General features: G+C 55.5%; 20 protein-coding genes. 6 read left to right on the forward strand and 14 right to left on the reverse strand.

What is annotated here, in order from left to right; all coding sequences use genetic code 11:
* The first annotated feature begins 760 nt into the window (after positions 1 to 760).
* The gene (locus ACLCGK_RS01725; protein ID WP_410951040.1) at positions 761 to 1,840 is read left to right on the forward strand and encodes a hypothetical protein; all 1,080 of its coding nucleotides are present in this window, start codon (positions 761 to 763) and stop codon (positions 1,838 to 1,840) included.
* 117 nt (positions 1,841 to 1,957) lie between these two features.
* Here ACLCGK_RS01725 and ACLCGK_RS01730 read toward each other — a convergent pair whose 3' ends face one another.
* The 13 genes from ACLCGK_RS01730 to ACLCGK_RS01790 form a co-directional block, all read right to left on the reverse strand.
* Positions 1,958 to 2,611, reverse strand: coding sequence for an OmpA family protein (locus ACLCGK_RS01730; protein WP_410951041.1), 654 nt, complete (start codon positions 2,609 to 2,611; stop codon positions 1,958 to 1,960).
* A 686-nt stretch (positions 2,612 to 3,297) separates the two neighbouring features.
* On the reverse strand, positions 3,298 to 3,525 hold the full coding sequence (locus ACLCGK_RS01735) for a hypothetical protein (RefSeq protein WP_410951042.1): 228 nt from the start codon (positions 3,523 to 3,525) through the stop codon (positions 3,298 to 3,300).
* Between the two features lie 29 nt (positions 3,526 to 3,554).
* Entirely contained in the window at positions 3,555 to 3,815 is a 261-nt protein-coding gene (locus tag ACLCGK_RS01740) for a hypothetical protein (protein WP_410951043.1), read from the reverse strand.
* Between the two features lie 226 nt (positions 3,816 to 4,041).
* Complete coding sequence (locus ACLCGK_RS01745) at positions 4,042 to 4,707, reverse strand: hypothetical protein (protein WP_410951044.1); 666 nt, start codon at positions 4,705 to 4,707, stop codon at positions 4,042 to 4,044.
* A gap of 307 nt (positions 4,708 to 5,014) precedes the next feature.
* Positions 5,015 to 5,269 (reverse strand): hypothetical protein, encoded by a 255-nt coding sequence (locus ACLCGK_RS01750; RefSeq protein ID WP_156675952.1) that lies wholly within the window; start codon positions 5,267 to 5,269, stop codon positions 5,015 to 5,017.
* A gap of 13 nt (positions 5,270 to 5,282) precedes the next feature.
* Positions 5,283 to 5,579 (reverse strand): hypothetical protein, encoded by a 297-nt coding sequence (locus ACLCGK_RS01755; RefSeq protein ID WP_410951045.1) that lies wholly within the window; start codon positions 5,577 to 5,579, stop codon positions 5,283 to 5,285.
* Positions 5,580 to 5,590: 11 nt separating this feature from the next.
* Positions 5,591 to 5,830, reverse strand: a complete 240-nt coding sequence (locus tag ACLCGK_RS01760; RefSeq protein WP_056799319.1) for a hypothetical protein — start codon at positions 5,828 to 5,830, stop codon at positions 5,591 to 5,593.
* A gap of 88 nt (positions 5,831 to 5,918) precedes the next feature.
* The gene (locus ACLCGK_RS01765; RefSeq protein ID WP_410951046.1) at positions 5,919 to 6,170 is read right to left on the reverse strand and encodes an antirestriction protein ArdR; all 252 of its coding nucleotides are present in this window, start codon (positions 6,168 to 6,170) and stop codon (positions 5,919 to 5,921) included.
* 17 nt (positions 6,171 to 6,187) lie between these two features.
* Positions 6,188 to 6,598, reverse strand: a complete 411-nt coding sequence (gene vapC / locus ACLCGK_RS01770) for a type II toxin-antitoxin system tRNA(fMet)-specific endonuclease VapC (protein ID WP_056799328.1) — start codon at positions 6,596 to 6,598, stop codon at positions 6,188 to 6,190.
* Complete coding sequence (vapB, locus tag ACLCGK_RS01775; RefSeq protein ID WP_410951047.1) at positions 6,598 to 6,828, reverse strand: type II toxin-antitoxin system VapB family antitoxin; 231 nt, start codon at positions 6,826 to 6,828, stop codon at positions 6,598 to 6,600. The genes vapC and vapB overlap by 1 nt, the downstream gene beginning before the upstream one ends.
* 402 nt (positions 6,829 to 7,230) lie before the next feature.
* On the reverse strand, positions 7,231 to 7,488 hold the full coding sequence (locus ACLCGK_RS01780; RefSeq protein WP_410951048.1) for a hypothetical protein: 258 nt from the start codon (positions 7,486 to 7,488) through the stop codon (positions 7,231 to 7,233).
* 29 nt (positions 7,489 to 7,517) lie between these two features.
* Entirely contained in the window at positions 7,518 to 8,141 is a 624-nt protein-coding gene (locus ACLCGK_RS01785; RefSeq protein ID WP_410951049.1) for a hypothetical protein, read from the reverse strand.
* A gap of 55 nt (positions 8,142 to 8,196) precedes the next feature.
* Entirely contained in the window at positions 8,197 to 8,961 is a 765-nt protein-coding gene (locus ACLCGK_RS01790) for a hypothetical protein (RefSeq protein WP_410951050.1), read from the reverse strand.
* Between the two features lie 296 nt (positions 8,962 to 9,257).
* On the opposite strand from ACLCGK_RS01790, the gene ACLCGK_RS01795 reads away from it, so the two are divergent.
* The gene (locus ACLCGK_RS01795; RefSeq protein ID WP_410951051.1) at positions 9,258 to 9,875 is read left to right on the forward strand and encodes a hypothetical protein; all 618 of its coding nucleotides are present in this window, start codon (positions 9,258 to 9,260) and stop codon (positions 9,873 to 9,875) included.
* Positions 9,876 to 9,953: 78 nt separating this feature from the next.
* Here ACLCGK_RS01795 and ACLCGK_RS01800 read toward each other — a convergent pair whose 3' ends face one another.
* Complete coding sequence (locus ACLCGK_RS01800) at positions 9,954 to 10,265, reverse strand: hypothetical protein (RefSeq protein WP_056799349.1); 312 nt, start codon at positions 10,263 to 10,265, stop codon at positions 9,954 to 9,956.
* A 127-nt stretch (positions 10,266 to 10,392) separates the two neighbouring features.
* Here ACLCGK_RS01800 and ACLCGK_RS01805 point away from each other — a divergent pair, with 127 nt between their 5' ends.
* The 4 genes from ACLCGK_RS01805 to ACLCGK_RS01820 all read left to right on the forward strand — a co-directional run bounded on the left by ACLCGK_RS01805 (position 10,393) and on the right by ACLCGK_RS01820 (position 13,937).
* Positions 10,393 to 11,040 (forward strand): hypothetical protein, encoded by a 648-nt coding sequence (locus ACLCGK_RS01805; protein WP_410951052.1) that lies wholly within the window; start codon positions 10,393 to 10,395, stop codon positions 11,038 to 11,040.
* An 88-nt stretch (positions 11,041 to 11,128) separates the two neighbouring features.
* Positions 11,129 to 11,797 carry a hypothetical protein gene (locus tag ACLCGK_RS01810; protein ID WP_410951053.1) on the forward strand — a complete coding sequence of 223 codons (669 nt, stop codon included), beginning with the start codon at positions 11,129 to 11,131 and terminating at the stop codon, positions 11,795 to 11,797.
* A 113-nt stretch (positions 11,798 to 11,910) separates the two neighbouring features.
* Complete coding sequence (locus ACLCGK_RS01815; protein WP_410951054.1) at positions 11,911 to 13,275, forward strand: efflux transporter outer membrane subunit; 1,365 nt, start codon at positions 11,911 to 11,913, stop codon at positions 13,273 to 13,275.
* Positions 13,276 to 13,349: 74 nt separating this feature from the next.
* Positions 13,350 to 13,937 (forward strand): hypothetical protein, encoded by a 588-nt coding sequence (locus ACLCGK_RS01820; protein ID WP_410951055.1) that lies wholly within the window; start codon positions 13,350 to 13,352, stop codon positions 13,935 to 13,937.
* Positions 13,938 to 14,116: the final 179 nt, after the last annotated feature.

Raw genomic sequence — 14,116 nt, forward strand, 5'->3', positions numbered from 1 at the left:
AGTTGTACCAGCAGACCCTGTTTCACGCCGGCAGCCTGCTCCGAAGTCACTGCAACCACCGCTTGGCTGGTGCCTCCCAACCGGGGTTTCACATCCAGGGGCTGCTCCAGCCCGAATTCACGTCAGGCACCTAGGTGAAATAGTTCACCCCGGAGCCAACCTGATCTGCCCCAGCAGCCGTACTCAGCTCGGCCAGCAAGCCACATGACACCAATCCGCCAAGCTTCTCCCTATCGCTGGTTAGTGAAGACCGATCCTGGTTGATGGCGTTGAGGTACCAACCATAAAAGACCTCGGTTGCCACGGCGTGGTGATTTCATGCATACCGTCTCAGCGGCTGCGCGCTGCACCAGCAGGGCACCATACGCCAGTGGATACAGCATCTTCAGCCCGCCGCTGGAACTGCGCATCAAGACCGTGAGCAACTGTTAGATACAGTGTGACAGAGCATCGCGGCAGACGCTGCTGACCACGCAAAAGACCAGCAGGCACTTCAGGAAAATCCGACACTTCACCAATTTCTCGTTAAAACCTTCCACGCTGCCATTCCTCATCATCATGGGCTTTCCAGGCAGTGGATGGCAATTTACAGATAAACCGAACGACAGGCAAGGGTAAAATTGCCATTATGGCAATCGACAGAACTGCAGTGCCAATAACTTGTATTCAGGGTCTGAGGCCTGCATGTCGCCAGTCACACTATTCAGGGTGGTCACTCCCGTGTGAGAATGCTGAGAAGCACCAGCTCGGAACTGAAATTGTGAAAATCTACCACGACATCATCCCCCTGGCCCGTCACACCTTGATCACGGATGTCCTCAAGCGTGGCTGTCGTGATGTCTATAACAGCGTCAGGCGCTCGGAGGGAAAGCCCGCACGCGACATTCCGCTGACAAACACCGTGGACATGGATGCGGGCCTGCTGCAGTGCTTGGTCAGCTTTCTAACTTTTGAAAAGGTTGACTACAGCAAGCTGGTCGATGACCACAAAAGCTCCCAGGAAAGATTGTGGGCACGATTCGGTGGTTCCCAGCTGCTCAGAAGGTCGCATGACAATGCGCTGATGGATTTGCGCAGACACATAGCAAGCCAGGACAGCATTCCATGGCTTGAATCGCATGTGCATTTCTGGCGTGATCTGGACGTGCTGCACAAGGCGTTCGATGAGACCGATCAGCGTGAGATGGATGCTTTCTTCAACCTGCTGATGGGGAAACCCTACGCTGAACTGGTATCTGAATTTTCCATCAAAGTTGACAAGGACGCACTGGCTGCAGCCAACGTGCTGAGCAATGAACACCATTACACATCGTCGTTGCACCTGGACTCATTGATTCGGGGCGATTGCGCGTGCTCTTTGTTCTCGATGACCGCTGGAAGTCAAATTTCGCAAACGCCTGAAGATCGGGATTATGGTGATTTCTATCATGATGATTTTTTCTTCTTCAATCGTGGGCATGGAGATGATTCCGCGAATTCACCAGGAAGCGCTAATGTAAAGGGTCATGAGTTCAGGTCTCGACACCCCAGGCTGAAGGATTTCGAGGTCGAAAATCCAGGCAAACGCTTTGAGGCATTGAGCGACGCCCTGCTGGCTGCATTTCGGACTGAGGTTAACAACGGCTACAAAAGGAACATCTCAATCTTCTTCCTTGGGAAGGTCGCTATCTGTGGGGAGCTGCAGCCCAACAGCTTCATAGTCAAGGCTATCCACCCGTCTATGGCGAGGGGCACCCACTTGACAAAGGAATTTATGCTCGACGCCATTGTTACTGCGGAGCAGCAGGCTGATTTTGACAATCGAATGGATGATTTCCTGGCCCTGGAGCTGGGTCTATAGCCAAGGCAGATGGGTTGTTCCTGATGGCTGGCTCGGCCTGCGATGAGTCCTGCCTCGCCAGCCAGCAGGCGCACCAACGGCAAGTTGTTGGCGCACCGAGCGCTGCCTCAGGTGGGTTTACGCCCCGGCTGCCACCACTGGGCGAAGGCTGATCTCCACACGGCGATTTTGCAGTCGACCGTCTTCAGTGCTGTTGCTCGCCACAGGCTGATCGGGCCCAGCGCCATGAATCATCAGGCGATGCCCACCCACCCCCTGGGAAATGATGTACTGAGCCACGTTCTGCGCACGCTGTTGCGACAGGTTCATGTTGTACTGCCGTGGGCCGGTGTTGTCGGTATACCCCACCACCGAGACGGTGGTCTGGTCGTATTGCTTGAGCGAAGCCGACACCTGGTTGAGCGGGCTGTAGAAATTGCTGGCGATGTCGCTGGAGTTGGTCTTGAAAGTGACATTCCCCGGCATGATCAGCTTGATCGAATCACCTTCGCGCTGAATATCTACCCCGGTACCTGCCAGTTGCTTGCGCAGCTCGGCCTCCTGCTTGTCAGCATAGTAGCCGTACCCGGCCCCCGCGCCGCCCGCCAGCACGGCACCAATCATTGCGCCCTTGCCGCGATTGCCGTCGCCACCGATGAGTGCGCCAGCGGCAGCGCCGGCTAGGGCGCCCACGCCGCCATAGGTGGTCATCTTGTTCATGCCATCAATCGCGCAACCTGAAAGCAGCACGGCGATCGTCGAAGCGGTGATCAAGCGAATAGCGGTTTTCATGCGTAGAGGCTCCTGAGAATAAGGGCTCAACCTGGCCTGGAACCCAGTCCATGGATTGATGGCAGCTAAATTAACGACAATGCAAGGGCGATGTCAATTAGCTGAATACTCGAAACAATTAATCAATTTACAGCCTACGCGAAAACCGCTCCATCTCCCCATTTGGACATGCGCTAAAGTTCAGCTTCAAACCTTGGAAGAGTCGCCAATAAACGGCGCAGATGGTTCGAAACCATTGGCTGGAACCCGTCCTGCCCTCAATCACTCCACGATCGCAGGCATCAGCTGCGTCCGAGCCTTATGGTCTAGCCCCCTATCCAACAAGGATTCACGGATCGTCTTCAAGATTCCCAGCGCAAACACCGCTCAATCCTGCTCGAACTACCAGCAATTGCTAGATTCAAGGACAAGAGGTATCGCTGGGATTGGAATAAGAGAATGGATTGGCAATAGGTACGATGTCACCCACGGTCGCGACGTCCACGCCGCCAAAAAAAATTCCTGCGCTCGGCCATAAGCGTCCAACTGTGGAAATCCCCTTCCAAAGGAATGATTTGGTAGGGGAGGATGTCAAGCCCCCATTTACCATTAGCTTGGGCAACTACTGGTTCAAAATGGGCATGGGCCGCATGCGTCACAGGCGCAATTGAATCAGTGGTGTTGTTGTTTTGCGTGGACGTTTTCCCTTAACAATCTTCCGGATTGGCCATCGCAGCTAAAGGCCGATCCACCAGATAGTGCATATGGGATACAGGGTTGTTCACGACATTTGCGGCATCTCCGGCTAGCGAAAGATTCCCTGTTGCAATCATCTCGCTGGCCAGATCGTCAAGCTTTGCAGCTTTTTTGCGCAACTGCTCGGCCATGCTGCGAATGGCTTCTACCGTTGGTTCAACGTCATAACGATGTTTCATGGGATTCATGATTCCGCTGGCTTTCGTGATCAGTTCGAGGAAGCTGCTGATGCAGTCCGCTTGATGAGATCAAGCATCTCAGCAGAGGTCAGAGAAAGAGCCTGTTCCTCGCCGACAAGGGCACTCCATTTCTCAAGCCCAAGCTCTTCTGCCAAGGCCGCTCTGGTGACAGCGATCGATGAGTCGTTATTGAGGAGCACCACCAAGATGCCTCCAACAACATCCACGGCCTTGACACCAGGCAGTGTGGCTAGGTCTTTGAAGCAAAGCGGGGTGTAATCGGTAGTCATCGGTCGTTTTCACTCAATTTGATAGTCTGGTGTGGATGATACCCGCCTGATCAATGATGCACTCGAAGAAATCTACGGCTTCTCGGTCTTACGGGTGTCACCGGCCCAGTCAACAAACAATCCAGTTTAAAGTCATGGCCGGGTTTCCTGCATTCAACTGTGGCTAGCGTCCTGACTTTGGTGTAAACCAGCTCCGCGAATGGTAACACGCTGATCCTTGTTGTCATCAGGTGTATTGAACGAAAAAGAACCCGGCTTCGTCGCCTTGGTTTTTTCGCCGCGCACGATTGTCCAGGTAGATGTAACCTATGCCATCCAGGAAGATTCCTTCCTGCTCGGGGGCCCAGCGGCTGATTTCATGGTCGGTCAGTTGCAAAAGGAGCAAGTACGGGTCTGGGACATAGATGGGATCCTGCATCCAGGCTGCTCGACCAAGTTGCTTGCTGATGCCCAGACCGGAGTCCTCGTCCGCGCACTCTTCGGCAAATTCCTCTTCGGTCATTGGCTCGAAGTCGATATAACGGCGCTCCAGCAAGAGCGTTCCAGGTGGGGCGGGTAACTCCTCCTCACACAGCCGGTGGAGAATGAACCGTGCGTAACCATTGTGGATGCCAGGCAGCTCCGCTTGCTCATGAAGTGAGTAGCGGCTGACGACAGATTCCTTGAAGCCCCCGTCGCGCTGTTTTCTAGCGGTTATGAATACCGTGGCAGCCATCTCGGGCGGAAAGATTTTAGCTGGGAGGAAGCTTTCCATGACCGTGCACAGAGGTGTCATCGGCTCCTGGGTGTCAGGTGACAGAGGCCACAATCCTGGGTCGTCCATACGGACACTGCCACCCACCTGACCAAAGCCTTTGTCTTCTTCTGAAAACACGATTTTCATTAAGGTCATTGGGGGACTCCAGGCAGAAAGATGTCGGTTTTCTATATGTTCTGGTCTGGGTGCGCAACGCCTGACCAGCGACGAACATCCATCAACGCCTGATCGTCCAGTTGTGCCTTAAGCAACAACGCAGGGTCAATTCCGAACCCTGATAGTTTTGCCGGGGCTATCGAGGTGGCATGCAACCGCCAAGCCCATTCCCTCAACTGGGCATCGGTCATTGAGCCGGAGGTCGTAGACCCAAGGAACAGCGTTGGGGCTTGGGCCTTTTTGCCAATCATGCGGCGAAGCCATCGAAGGATCACGAGTCGAATTCCTATGTCTTGGAGTTTTCGGGCAGTTGAACAAACCGCTGACCAGCGCCTACCCCCGTTTCCCATTGAATCAGGCCCATTTCACGCACCATTCTGCTCAAAGCGATGAAGCAACCTGGTGGGCCTCCGTTCGCGCTATAGCGCCAAGACCTTGGGTGGCTTTCAGGCGGATAAACCCGCATGGCCAACTCGTGAAAACTGAGCGCTCCACCAGCCAGTGCATCATTAATCCGCTCGCGGGTCGGTTTGATCTTCACGTATGTTACCCTGCTATTCCAAGGTAAGGCCGGTCAGGTCGAAATACTGGTTCGAAAGCACCGTCATCTCTGCCCGCATTGCCGCCACTTCTTCGTCGCTGTACTTTTTGCCGTGTCCAACAGCAGCTACCCGATCTTGTAGAGTGTCGAACTGTCCCTCAATCCGGTTGGCTTGCCTTTGCCGCTCTGCGGAAGTCGCTTGATCCAAGCTCAAAGGTGCTGGCTCCTTCTTGCCGCAATCAGAGCACCAGCGAACCCCCGCTCCCTCTGTGTGTTGGTTTTGATGGTTGCATGCTTTCGCTTTACTCATTGTAGTTTCCCCTAACTCATTGCTGCCCGAAGAGTGGCAACTGCTTCCTCGTACAACTCCTTTCTCCAGTATCGACCAGCGTAGTGCTTGCGCTGCCTGACCACGCTCATGCCCAGCTCGAACGAGCGCTTCGCCTCGCTGACGGTGACAAATCCTTTATGCCCTTCCGAGGACACGGCGGTGATGACTACGCCGAGCATTTCATCCGCTTCAGCAGACCATCCTTCAGGGAGAGAAATCGGGAGTTCCATGAATTTTCCTCTAGTTAGCTTTGTAAGGCGAAGCCTGGGTTGGCAGATCGAGCAACAGTCCAAAGTCTTGCGTCCATATGGTGTTATCCTATGGCGCGTCAGGGACAACCGCGACCCATTCAATTGCACCGTTGTAGTCGTCGCCGCCTTCGGCCTTGAAGACCTGCCCGGCCTTGTCCACGGCATAGGCGCCTGGGCGTTCGCTGGCCGGATCACGCAGCTCATTCTTCCAGCCGTATACCTTGCCTTTCCACACCAGAACAACGCCCTCACGATGTTCCTGGTTTTCTTTTCGCCATTTCGCGGCAGTCAAGCGTAGCGCCTCGATCAGTTGTGCCATGGCCGAGTTTTCCTCAGTTACGCGATCGGGGCTACCCAATCCTCAATTCTTAAACCGGGCACGCGGTCGAACTCGCAGCGGTTGTTAGTGACGACAATCAGCCCCTGAGAACGGGCATGCCCAGCGATCATCTGGTCATAGGGGCCAATTTGTTTACCAAGACGGGCCAGTTCAGCACGAAGCTGACCAGTGTGGGCGGCAGCTTCTTGATCATACTTGAGCACCTCCAGTCGAGCCGCAAAGCCTTCTACGTCCGCAAGATTGCGCTCGGGGTTCGAGGACTTCTCCGCACCGTAGATAAGCTCCATTAGCGTCACGGTGCTGATGCACATCTGGCCGTGATGCCGCTTGAAAACCTCACGCACCTCTTGGGGACGGTTCTTGATGGTGAAGATGCAAATGTTGGTGTCGAGCATGAATTTGAGCATCAGAAAGTCTCGCGCCCCTGATCGGCAGGCTGTTCGCGCTCCGCCATGAAGTCAACAGTTACGCCTTCGCTGTCGAACCAGCTATCCCAAGACTCGCCAGCAGGGGTAATGATCCGGGCTCGACCAAGAGCCACCACATCGACACGCTTCACGTCATCAGGAAGGGCAACAGCCTTGGGTAGCCTCACCGCCTGACTGCGATTGCTCTGAAAAACGGCGCCTTGTTCCACGGCACACCTCGCGGGATATATCAAATGTATATCCCATGATAATGAAGCATGTGTATATGTCAATGGGATATACACATAAATTCATACAATCGTAGCCTTGGAGCCGCCTTCCTTCAGGTAGGTGAGGACGTCAAATGGCCATGTAGAAATTCTCGTCATATGGTGTCCTGATCGACCGTCAGATATGGCTTATTGACCACGTTTGCGCAATGCCAACCAGCCCCCGCGTGGTGATCTTGACGGACGAGGCCAGATGATCCAGGCAGGTTTGGTCTAGCTTTTGCGGTTCTTTCTGAAGGTCTCCCAGGAGGGAGTCCAAGCCGCCCAGAAGGTGGCATAAACCCTATCTGTGGGAGATGACGTAGCGGATGTGCTGAGAAAATATTAGCCGACAACCTCTCACTAATAGAGATGGCCAAGTTGGTGGCGGATTTTCTCAACCGGCTGCAGCTCACCCAGTGTTTGTCGGTCAAATGGGCACGCCATGTCCAGCTTGACGAATGCACTCTTGAGCGTGGCGCTGGCCATCCCGTCAAGCTCAGACACGCCGAAGATTTCCAATTCTTTGGCAATCTTGCTGAGAAGTTCGGCGTATTCGCTGGCAGTCAGACTCAGGTGGATGTCCTGCTCTGCCGGTGCCTGATCACGATCGTTGTTCATGGCAGCCCGCCTCCCTCTGGTCGGTGGAATTAGTCGACTTCTCTCATGAGCTTCAGCTCCCACTGCATATTAAGCCTAGCCTGTTGCTCCCACAGGTCAACGAACTCCGGACGTCTGTAGATACGCGATCGGGCCAGGAAGTCAGCCAAAACCTTCCCCCGGCTCACCTGAAACGCCTGATCGGGTACCCAGGCATACTCACGCCTGACGGCCTGAGAGTAGTCGGCATAGGCCGAGCGTGGGGCCCCCAGGATCGCCAGGTCAACGTCCACGACGAATTGCTGATCCGGATCGATCGGCGCCGAGGGGTGCTGTGTGGCCAGGATATGTGCCGACACGATAGAGGCCGAGCGAACGTCCTGCGCCATCCATGCCCCGGCCATTTCAGCGCTCAACGCTTCGTTGTCCGCACGCTTGGGGTCGTAGACGACATCGTGCATCCAGAACGCATACTCGACAAGATCCAGGTCGGCCACCAGGGTGCGGTACTGGTCAAACAGCACCAGGCACTGAGCAACATGGCGCAAGGTATGGTAAGTGCGCCCTTCGGCCTGGTAATGAGCCTCCAGGATCCCCCATTTGTGCTCTGGCGTGTCGATGCCCAGCCGCTGGCAAAGGGCAATCCATCGGGTTTGAAGCATTGTCTGCGTCATCAGGCCATTTTCCAGCGTCCAGGTGACCCTACACTAGGGGGCACGCCCACAGGGGTCAAGACGCCTTGCCGACCTGCTCGTCACCACCATCCCAGACCTGCAGATGGGCGGGTGCGGCACCGGTCGTGGTGTGCGGCGTGAAGGGATAATCGATATCAGGGTTCAGTGACATGCGGGTCGAGGTGTAGGCGAGCTCCGAGAACGAAACACGCACGAACAACCGATCATCCGTGTCCTGTTCAGCTGGCACCGCCGTGTACATCTGGTAGCAGTTAAGCAGGTACAGGTGCCCGGCCAGGGTTGGTTTCACCATATCGTCATAGACCTGCCGCGCCAGCGAATCGAACACATGGTGTTGGCTAAGGTTGATGCCAGACAGATCGAACCCCTGCGTGCTGATTTTGAACGGCAGTTTGTTTGTCCACAAAAAGTGGTAACAGCCGCCCTGCTTGACCGTAACCTCGGCGCCCTGCAGGCCTTCCGCGTGCCATCCTGGCGTGCGCTGCGTGCCACCCTTTTTAAAAGGGCGAGAATCGAGGGTCACGTAGATGAAGCGGTTGCGCACCGGCAGATCAGCCGCCCTGGCGTGGGCAACGCAGGCTTCGATGAAGGCCCGTACTGGTTCGCCAACGAAGGCGGGAATCTTCAACTCATTACTATTGCGCAGCTTGATCAGCAGGTTGTTGGTCGAGACGCCTGGCTCAACTGCCAGGCTGGTCTTACCGAAATCGATTGGTTGCCGGCCACGCTCAAGCCGACGCAGGGAGAACGGTCTGGTGACCTCGTTGCGAAACTGCTCGCCGATGAATACCAGTGACATGCCCTTCTCCTTTCGATTGGTGACTCCAATAGAGTATACCAGGTATACGCTATTCACAATCCTTTCATGGACGCATGGCTTCACAGGGTTGAATCAGGTGATTTTTTCGCGCCATTCGCATCATTGTCTTTCTTCGCATGTTCACCGATGATCACGACTTGTTGTTTGCATGTACGAGCACTATATGAAAATGGTGTGACGAAGTTACAGCTTTTTATTGCTTATTGATTCTGCTTTATAATATATTGATGCTGTTATTACTCCATCTGGAGTTTCAATAACAACAGGATTTAAATATGTCCAACCAAAACACCAAGTTCTCCGGCATCAAACAACTGTCCAGAGACTTTGCCATCACCATGATGCAGGCCAATAAGGCTTTGAAGGTCGGCAAGATCATGTCGGCGACAGGTGAGCCGGTAAAGCCTGAATATGCTGTGTTAAGGCCGTTGTCAGACGGCACCCCAAGGTACGTCTGGAATGAAAAAGTCGCCTACAAGGCGTTCATCAAAGCGGGGCACCCTGCACCAAGCGAACTTGATCATTACAGCCATGTGCAGAACAAGCATCAGGCCGAAAGCCGGATTGATGACGCCTTCCAGAAAATGGGAGAAATTGCCAAGCTTGATGAGCTTTACGACACGTCGCCAGGGGTGGTAGAGGCTATCTATGAGGTATATCAGGGGGCTGTCTACAGCGATAATCATGCTATTGGCGGCCCTTGTGCCGTCCGGATCCTCAACAGCAAGGAGGCGTGCGCCACCTTCATAAACAGGTTCCACCGGGTAGTCGATGACTATGAGGCTGGGTGCAAGGCTGTATGTGTGAACGCCAAGCAAATTGAACGCATCGAGTTTTATGCTGCTGCGCTCAGGCGCCTTGGGGCTTGGGTGCAGCTCCAGTTTTTCCGCTAAACAGAAAGGCGAGCGGCTGATGCGAGGCTAATCGCCCCCTTCGCAGGGGGCTGAAGAGCCTGCTGCATTCAGCCCGCCCTACTCCAGGCCAAGGATCTTGCGCTCACGAGGATTGAGTTTTGCCAACGCTTTCTGGCGCTCGGCTTCCTGCTCGCGGTCGTACAGCTCGTCTACTGACTCGAAGATCAACAGTTCAGCTGGTCGCACGCTGTACTTCCTGCATTCTTCAGCATTGTGAAAGCCCATGCAGCAGTACTTGCTGAATCGAGGATCGCTGACGATGGCGTCGGCCAGTTCGCGGGTGTGCGTATAGCCGAGAGTAATGGTGTAGCCACGGCCCTCGGTGGTGTCCGAGTTGTAGGTGATGGCGAACAGATTCTGACTGGTCATGGTCGTGATTCCTTGTCCTGTTTGTCTTGACCACAAGATATACCCGGTATACATTACAGTCAACCACCCACCACAGGGCACAATCATGAGCCATGACTACGGACGCTGCATTAGCTGCAGGACAGAAATGTCGGTCATCGACGACGACCCCAATGGGGATCACAACGCCACCTGCGCCCGCTGCAGAGCTGAAGAAAAACACGACTTCGACGCCGAACCTGGCGCAGTATTCGATCGTGCTGGCAACATGATCGTCTACGAACAGCATCCGGTGGTCAATCACACCCTGACGACTACGCTAGCCACCACCTTGCGGAATATCCAGCAGCAGCCCCAGCGTCAGGACGGGGCCAATGATCAGCTGCGTGACCTGCGGGTCGTTGCAAACCGCCTCGGCCTCTATGATGCTGCCGATGTCATTGGCAAGATCCTGGGTGAAAACCAGTACACCTGCGGCAAATGCCGCAAGGTGCATGGGTCGTTCAGCAGCGCCAGCAACTGTTGCCAAGCTGATCATGTGGAATGCCCGCTTTCCGATCTTCCGCACGATGCCGAGATCGGCTATGGTTTGGCTTACCACTACGCCAACGGTGCTTTCAGCGCCAGCTGGGAGATCGTCAAGAATGGCTGTGAGGGCAAAGGCTTCGCCGTGCCCGTCTACCCACTGACACCATTGATGTGCAAGACGCTCACGCTGCTCAGTGACAATAGCCGTGAAGCTGGCGAGTCTACAATTAAGGATGGGATCAATCGGCTGATCAACAAGCGCGACTAACCCTCGCCCCTCCTTGGATACTGAGCGGTTGCCCCCTGCCAGCCCAGGCAGGGTAAGTACCTAGGAAACCCTCTGGAGTGCTGACGCCATGAAGCCCAGAAACACCCTGATTTCGGAAGCAACCCGCCAGGCGATCAAGGCCTGCCAGGGCACCCTGTCCCTGGCAGCTGCTGCAAAGAAATTCGGCGTATCACGGCGCAGCGTTGGGCGCATCTATCATGGTGGTGAACTCAGCACTACCCGGTGTAACTGTCAGGCGCATGACATCGATGCACTGCGCCAGCAAGTCGAAGCTTTATCCAAAGCCGTTTTGGCACTGACCAACAACCAGACATCCCATGCGCCGCAGCGGCTTCGCCGAATACTCAATCCGGAGTTCCATGGGAAATCATTCCCCGCTTCTGAGTTTAACTTCAGTTCGCCTTATCGCGATCAACCCGGCATTGCCCTGGTGCGAGTCTATGGGGTAGATATCCCCGTTTCTTACCTGCAGGAAAAAGGCGATGAGCCCTGGTTCGTAGCCCAGCACCCCGCATCGCCAGAATGCTCGGTCTATCCCTACCCTGCTGCCGGGGACTCAGCTAAAAAACGTGAGGCCAATGAGCCGCCTCCGATCTACTGCGATCCACCGGCAGGCACGGCGTGTACCTGCAAAGATTGTCGATCCTGGCGAACAAGCTTGGCCTATGAGGAAGCACTACAGAGGGCTTACGTTCACGCTGTGGCCGTGCGTGCGGTCTTTCGAGGTCGCAGGTGACTGGGATCCGCGCTGGGCAATCCCGCATCAAAATTCCAATATAATGCTAAACATTGTTTCGCTTGGAACAATGTGGGAAAATCCTTTGACTAATAATAAAAAGGATCGTCCCGGTGCCCCGCCTACTTCAACTGACACCTCTCGCCTTGGCGCTGGTTATGACTGGCTGTGCGCTCAATCCTCCCGCCAGCCCTGAGCCCGTCAAGCTGCCTGCCCAGTACCTCGCCCAAGCCAGTGAGGCTGATGCGGCCTCGGCGTCCGTGGTTAACTGGTGGAGCCGGTACCAAGACCCGGAGTTATTGAGGTTGATCGGGCTGGCCAACGCCCACAACCAGGACATCGCCGTCTCGCTTTCCCAGTACGACAAGGCCCTTGCCGTGCTGGGAGCCACTCGCTCCAATGAGCTGCCTTCGCTCACTGTAAAGGCTGGATCTACCCGCGAATCGACCAACACCGCGAACAAGCGTGACCGCTCCAGCACCCATAGCGCGTCTGGCCTGGCCAGCTTTGAATTGGATATGTGGGGGCGCTTGAGTAACGCCACCAAGGCGAATGCACAAACTGCGGAAGCGGCGCGTGAGTACAGTCGGCATACGCAAAACCTCATTCGAAATGCCGTGATCCAGCAATACTGGTCGATACGCCAGCTGGACGCACTGGGTGAGGTGATTGCCAAGCAGATCGAGGCTCGCCGCCAGCAACTGACCATTTCCGAGCAGAAGCTCGCTTTCGGGGTCACCTCCGAGCTGGATGTTCAGCAGGCTAAAGCTGACCTGGCCAGCCTGGAGCGCAGTCGCATCAGTACCAAGACCAGCCGGGAAGGTTACCAGCAAAGCCTGGCCATTCTGGTTGGCATACCCGACCTGACGCTGTCAGCGGGCACCGGCATTGCGGAGCCCTTGATGGCGCCCACCATGGGGCTACCCTCGCTCCTGCTGCAACAGCGCCCAGATATCAAGCAGGCGGAGAATCAGCTGCAAGCGGCTGGCTTCGACGTGGCCGTGGCCCGTGCTGCCCTGTTCCCCTCGATCGGGCTCTCCGCCCAGGGCGGCGGCAGGAGCGCCTCCCTGTCCAGCCTGACCGGTGCCGGCTCATCGTTCTGGACACTGGGTTACACCCTTGACCTGCCGTTGTTTGACGGCGGGCTCAGACTGTCCCAGGTCGATCAGGCCAAAGCGGCCCAGCGTGAAGTGGCAGCGCTCTATCAAAAAACGATCCTCACAGCCTTTGCAGACGTCAACCAGGCCTTGATCGAAACCGAGGGCTGGAACAAGCAGACCCCGTGGATGCAAGATGAGCTGAGTGCAGCGCAGAAGGCCATGGATTTCGCCCTGCGCAAGTATGCCGTGGGCACCGTTGACTACTCGACCGTGCTGGATACGCAAAAAAGCCTATTGGATGCTGAAAAATCGAGCGTGGAGATTCGTTATGGCAAGCTTATCAGCCAGGCGAACCTGTATTACGCCCTGGGGTTCTGACGAAAGCCTGGCCAGGGATGGCTTGCCTGCTGTATTAGTCGGTATATTGGTCAAAACCCAGGAATCTCACACCGATGTTCGATGACCCCCTCAGGCTTGAGCGTGTTAACCAGGCGCCAGGCAAGTACTACGCCCAGGCCCATCTGGAAGGTGCGCTGTACACTGAGCTAATCTGGCCATTGCTCAAAGCGCTGAAGATCGAGCAGCGTCCTTCGTATACCCAGCATCTGTGCAAGCTTTCTGGCATTTTCAGTACATCGGTCAATCCTGGGGATGTCACACGGCGTAAACGTGGCTTTGCAGTACTCAAGGAAGCACTGGATGACAGGATGCTAGCCAAGCGCGTGGTCTTTGATCTGCGGGCACCATGGGTTCAGGCATTACAGATCGATCAGGCGGGCGGCCTGCACTTTTTGAGCGTGATCCAGGGCTTCGGTACCCAGCCGTTCATGGATTTTCTCCTGCGCACGATGATGCCTGAGCGGTGCCCAGGCTTCGTGGAGGCCATCAATACATTCGTAAACCGTGAGAGCGTGATTGCTTCGATCGCTGACACTGCCTATTTTGATCGCCTTCATGCCATCTATGGCTGGCCCGAGCTAACCAACCTGCTTTCGGAAAGGGGGATGGCCAGCATGCTTGAGTGTGACCTAGGCCTTTAGTGCAGCATTCCGTTTGAGTGTCGTGCACCTGCTTGCTGGCCAGATATCCTGTGGCCTCCCTGCGGGCGCCAAAGACTGGGTGCGGGCTTTCTCGGATGAGTTGATGCGCATCGACGCGCTGACGACCCAGCTTAAGCGCAAAACCGCCTAACCTTCGGTCGCTCTCCCCGCACCAGACA

Source organism: Pseudomonas sp. S1(2024), from assembly GCF_046557535.1.

Coding starts and splice junctions, on each gene's coding strand:
- ACLCGK_RS01730 (WP_410951041.1), bottom strand. CDS start 2,611: ATGAAAACCGCTATTCGCTTGATCACCGCTTCGACGATCGCCGTGCTG.
- ACLCGK_RS01735 (WP_410951042.1), bottom strand. CDS start 3,525: ATGAAACATCGTTATGACGTTGAACCAACGGTAGAAGCCATTCGCAGC.
- ACLCGK_RS01740 (WP_410951043.1), bottom strand. CDS start 3,815: ATGACTACCGATTACACCCCGCTTTGCTTCAAAGACCTAGCCACACTG.
- ACLCGK_RS01745 (WP_410951044.1), bottom strand. CDS start 4,707: ATGACCTTAATGAAAATCGTGTTTTCAGAAGAAGACAAAGGCTTTGGT.
- ACLCGK_RS01755 (WP_410951045.1), bottom strand. CDS start 5,579: ATGAGTAAAGCGAAAGCATGCAACCATCAAAACCAACACACAGAGGGA.
- ACLCGK_RS01760 (WP_056799319.1), bottom strand. CDS start 5,830: ATGGAACTCCCGATTTCTCTCCCTGAAGGATGGTCTGCTGAAGCGGAT.
- ACLCGK_RS01765 (WP_410951046.1), bottom strand. CDS start 6,170: ATGGCACAACTGATCGAGGCGCTACGCTTGACTGCCGCGAAATGGCGA.
- vapC (WP_056799328.1), bottom strand. CDS start 6,598: ATGCTCAAATTCATGCTCGACACCAACATTTGCATCTTCACCATCAAG.
- ACLCGK_RS01780 (WP_410951048.1), bottom strand. CDS start 7,488: ATGAACAACGATCGTGATCAGGCACCGGCAGAGCAGGACATCCACCTG.
- ACLCGK_RS01785 (WP_410951049.1), bottom strand. CDS start 8,141: ATGACGCAGACAATGCTTCAAACCCGATGGATTGCCCTTTGCCAGCGG.
- ACLCGK_RS01790 (WP_410951050.1), bottom strand. CDS start 8,961: ATGTCACTGGTATTCATCGGCGAGCAGTTTCGCAACGAGGTCACCAGA.
- ACLCGK_RS01795 (WP_410951051.1), top strand. CDS start 9,258: ATGTCCAACCAAAACACCAAGTTCTCCGGCATCAAACAACTGTCCAGA.
- ACLCGK_RS01800 (WP_056799349.1), bottom strand. CDS start 10,265: ATGACCAGTCAGAATCTGTTCGCCATCACCTACAACTCGGACACCACC.
- ACLCGK_RS01805 (WP_410951052.1), top strand. CDS start 10,393: ATGTCGGTCATCGACGACGACCCCAATGGGGATCACAACGCCACCTGC.
- ACLCGK_RS01810 (WP_410951053.1), top strand. CDS start 11,129: ATGAAGCCCAGAAACACCCTGATTTCGGAAGCAACCCGCCAGGCGATC.
- ACLCGK_RS01820 (WP_410951055.1), top strand. CDS start 13,350: ATGTTCGATGACCCCCTCAGGCTTGAGCGTGTTAACCAGGCGCCAGGC.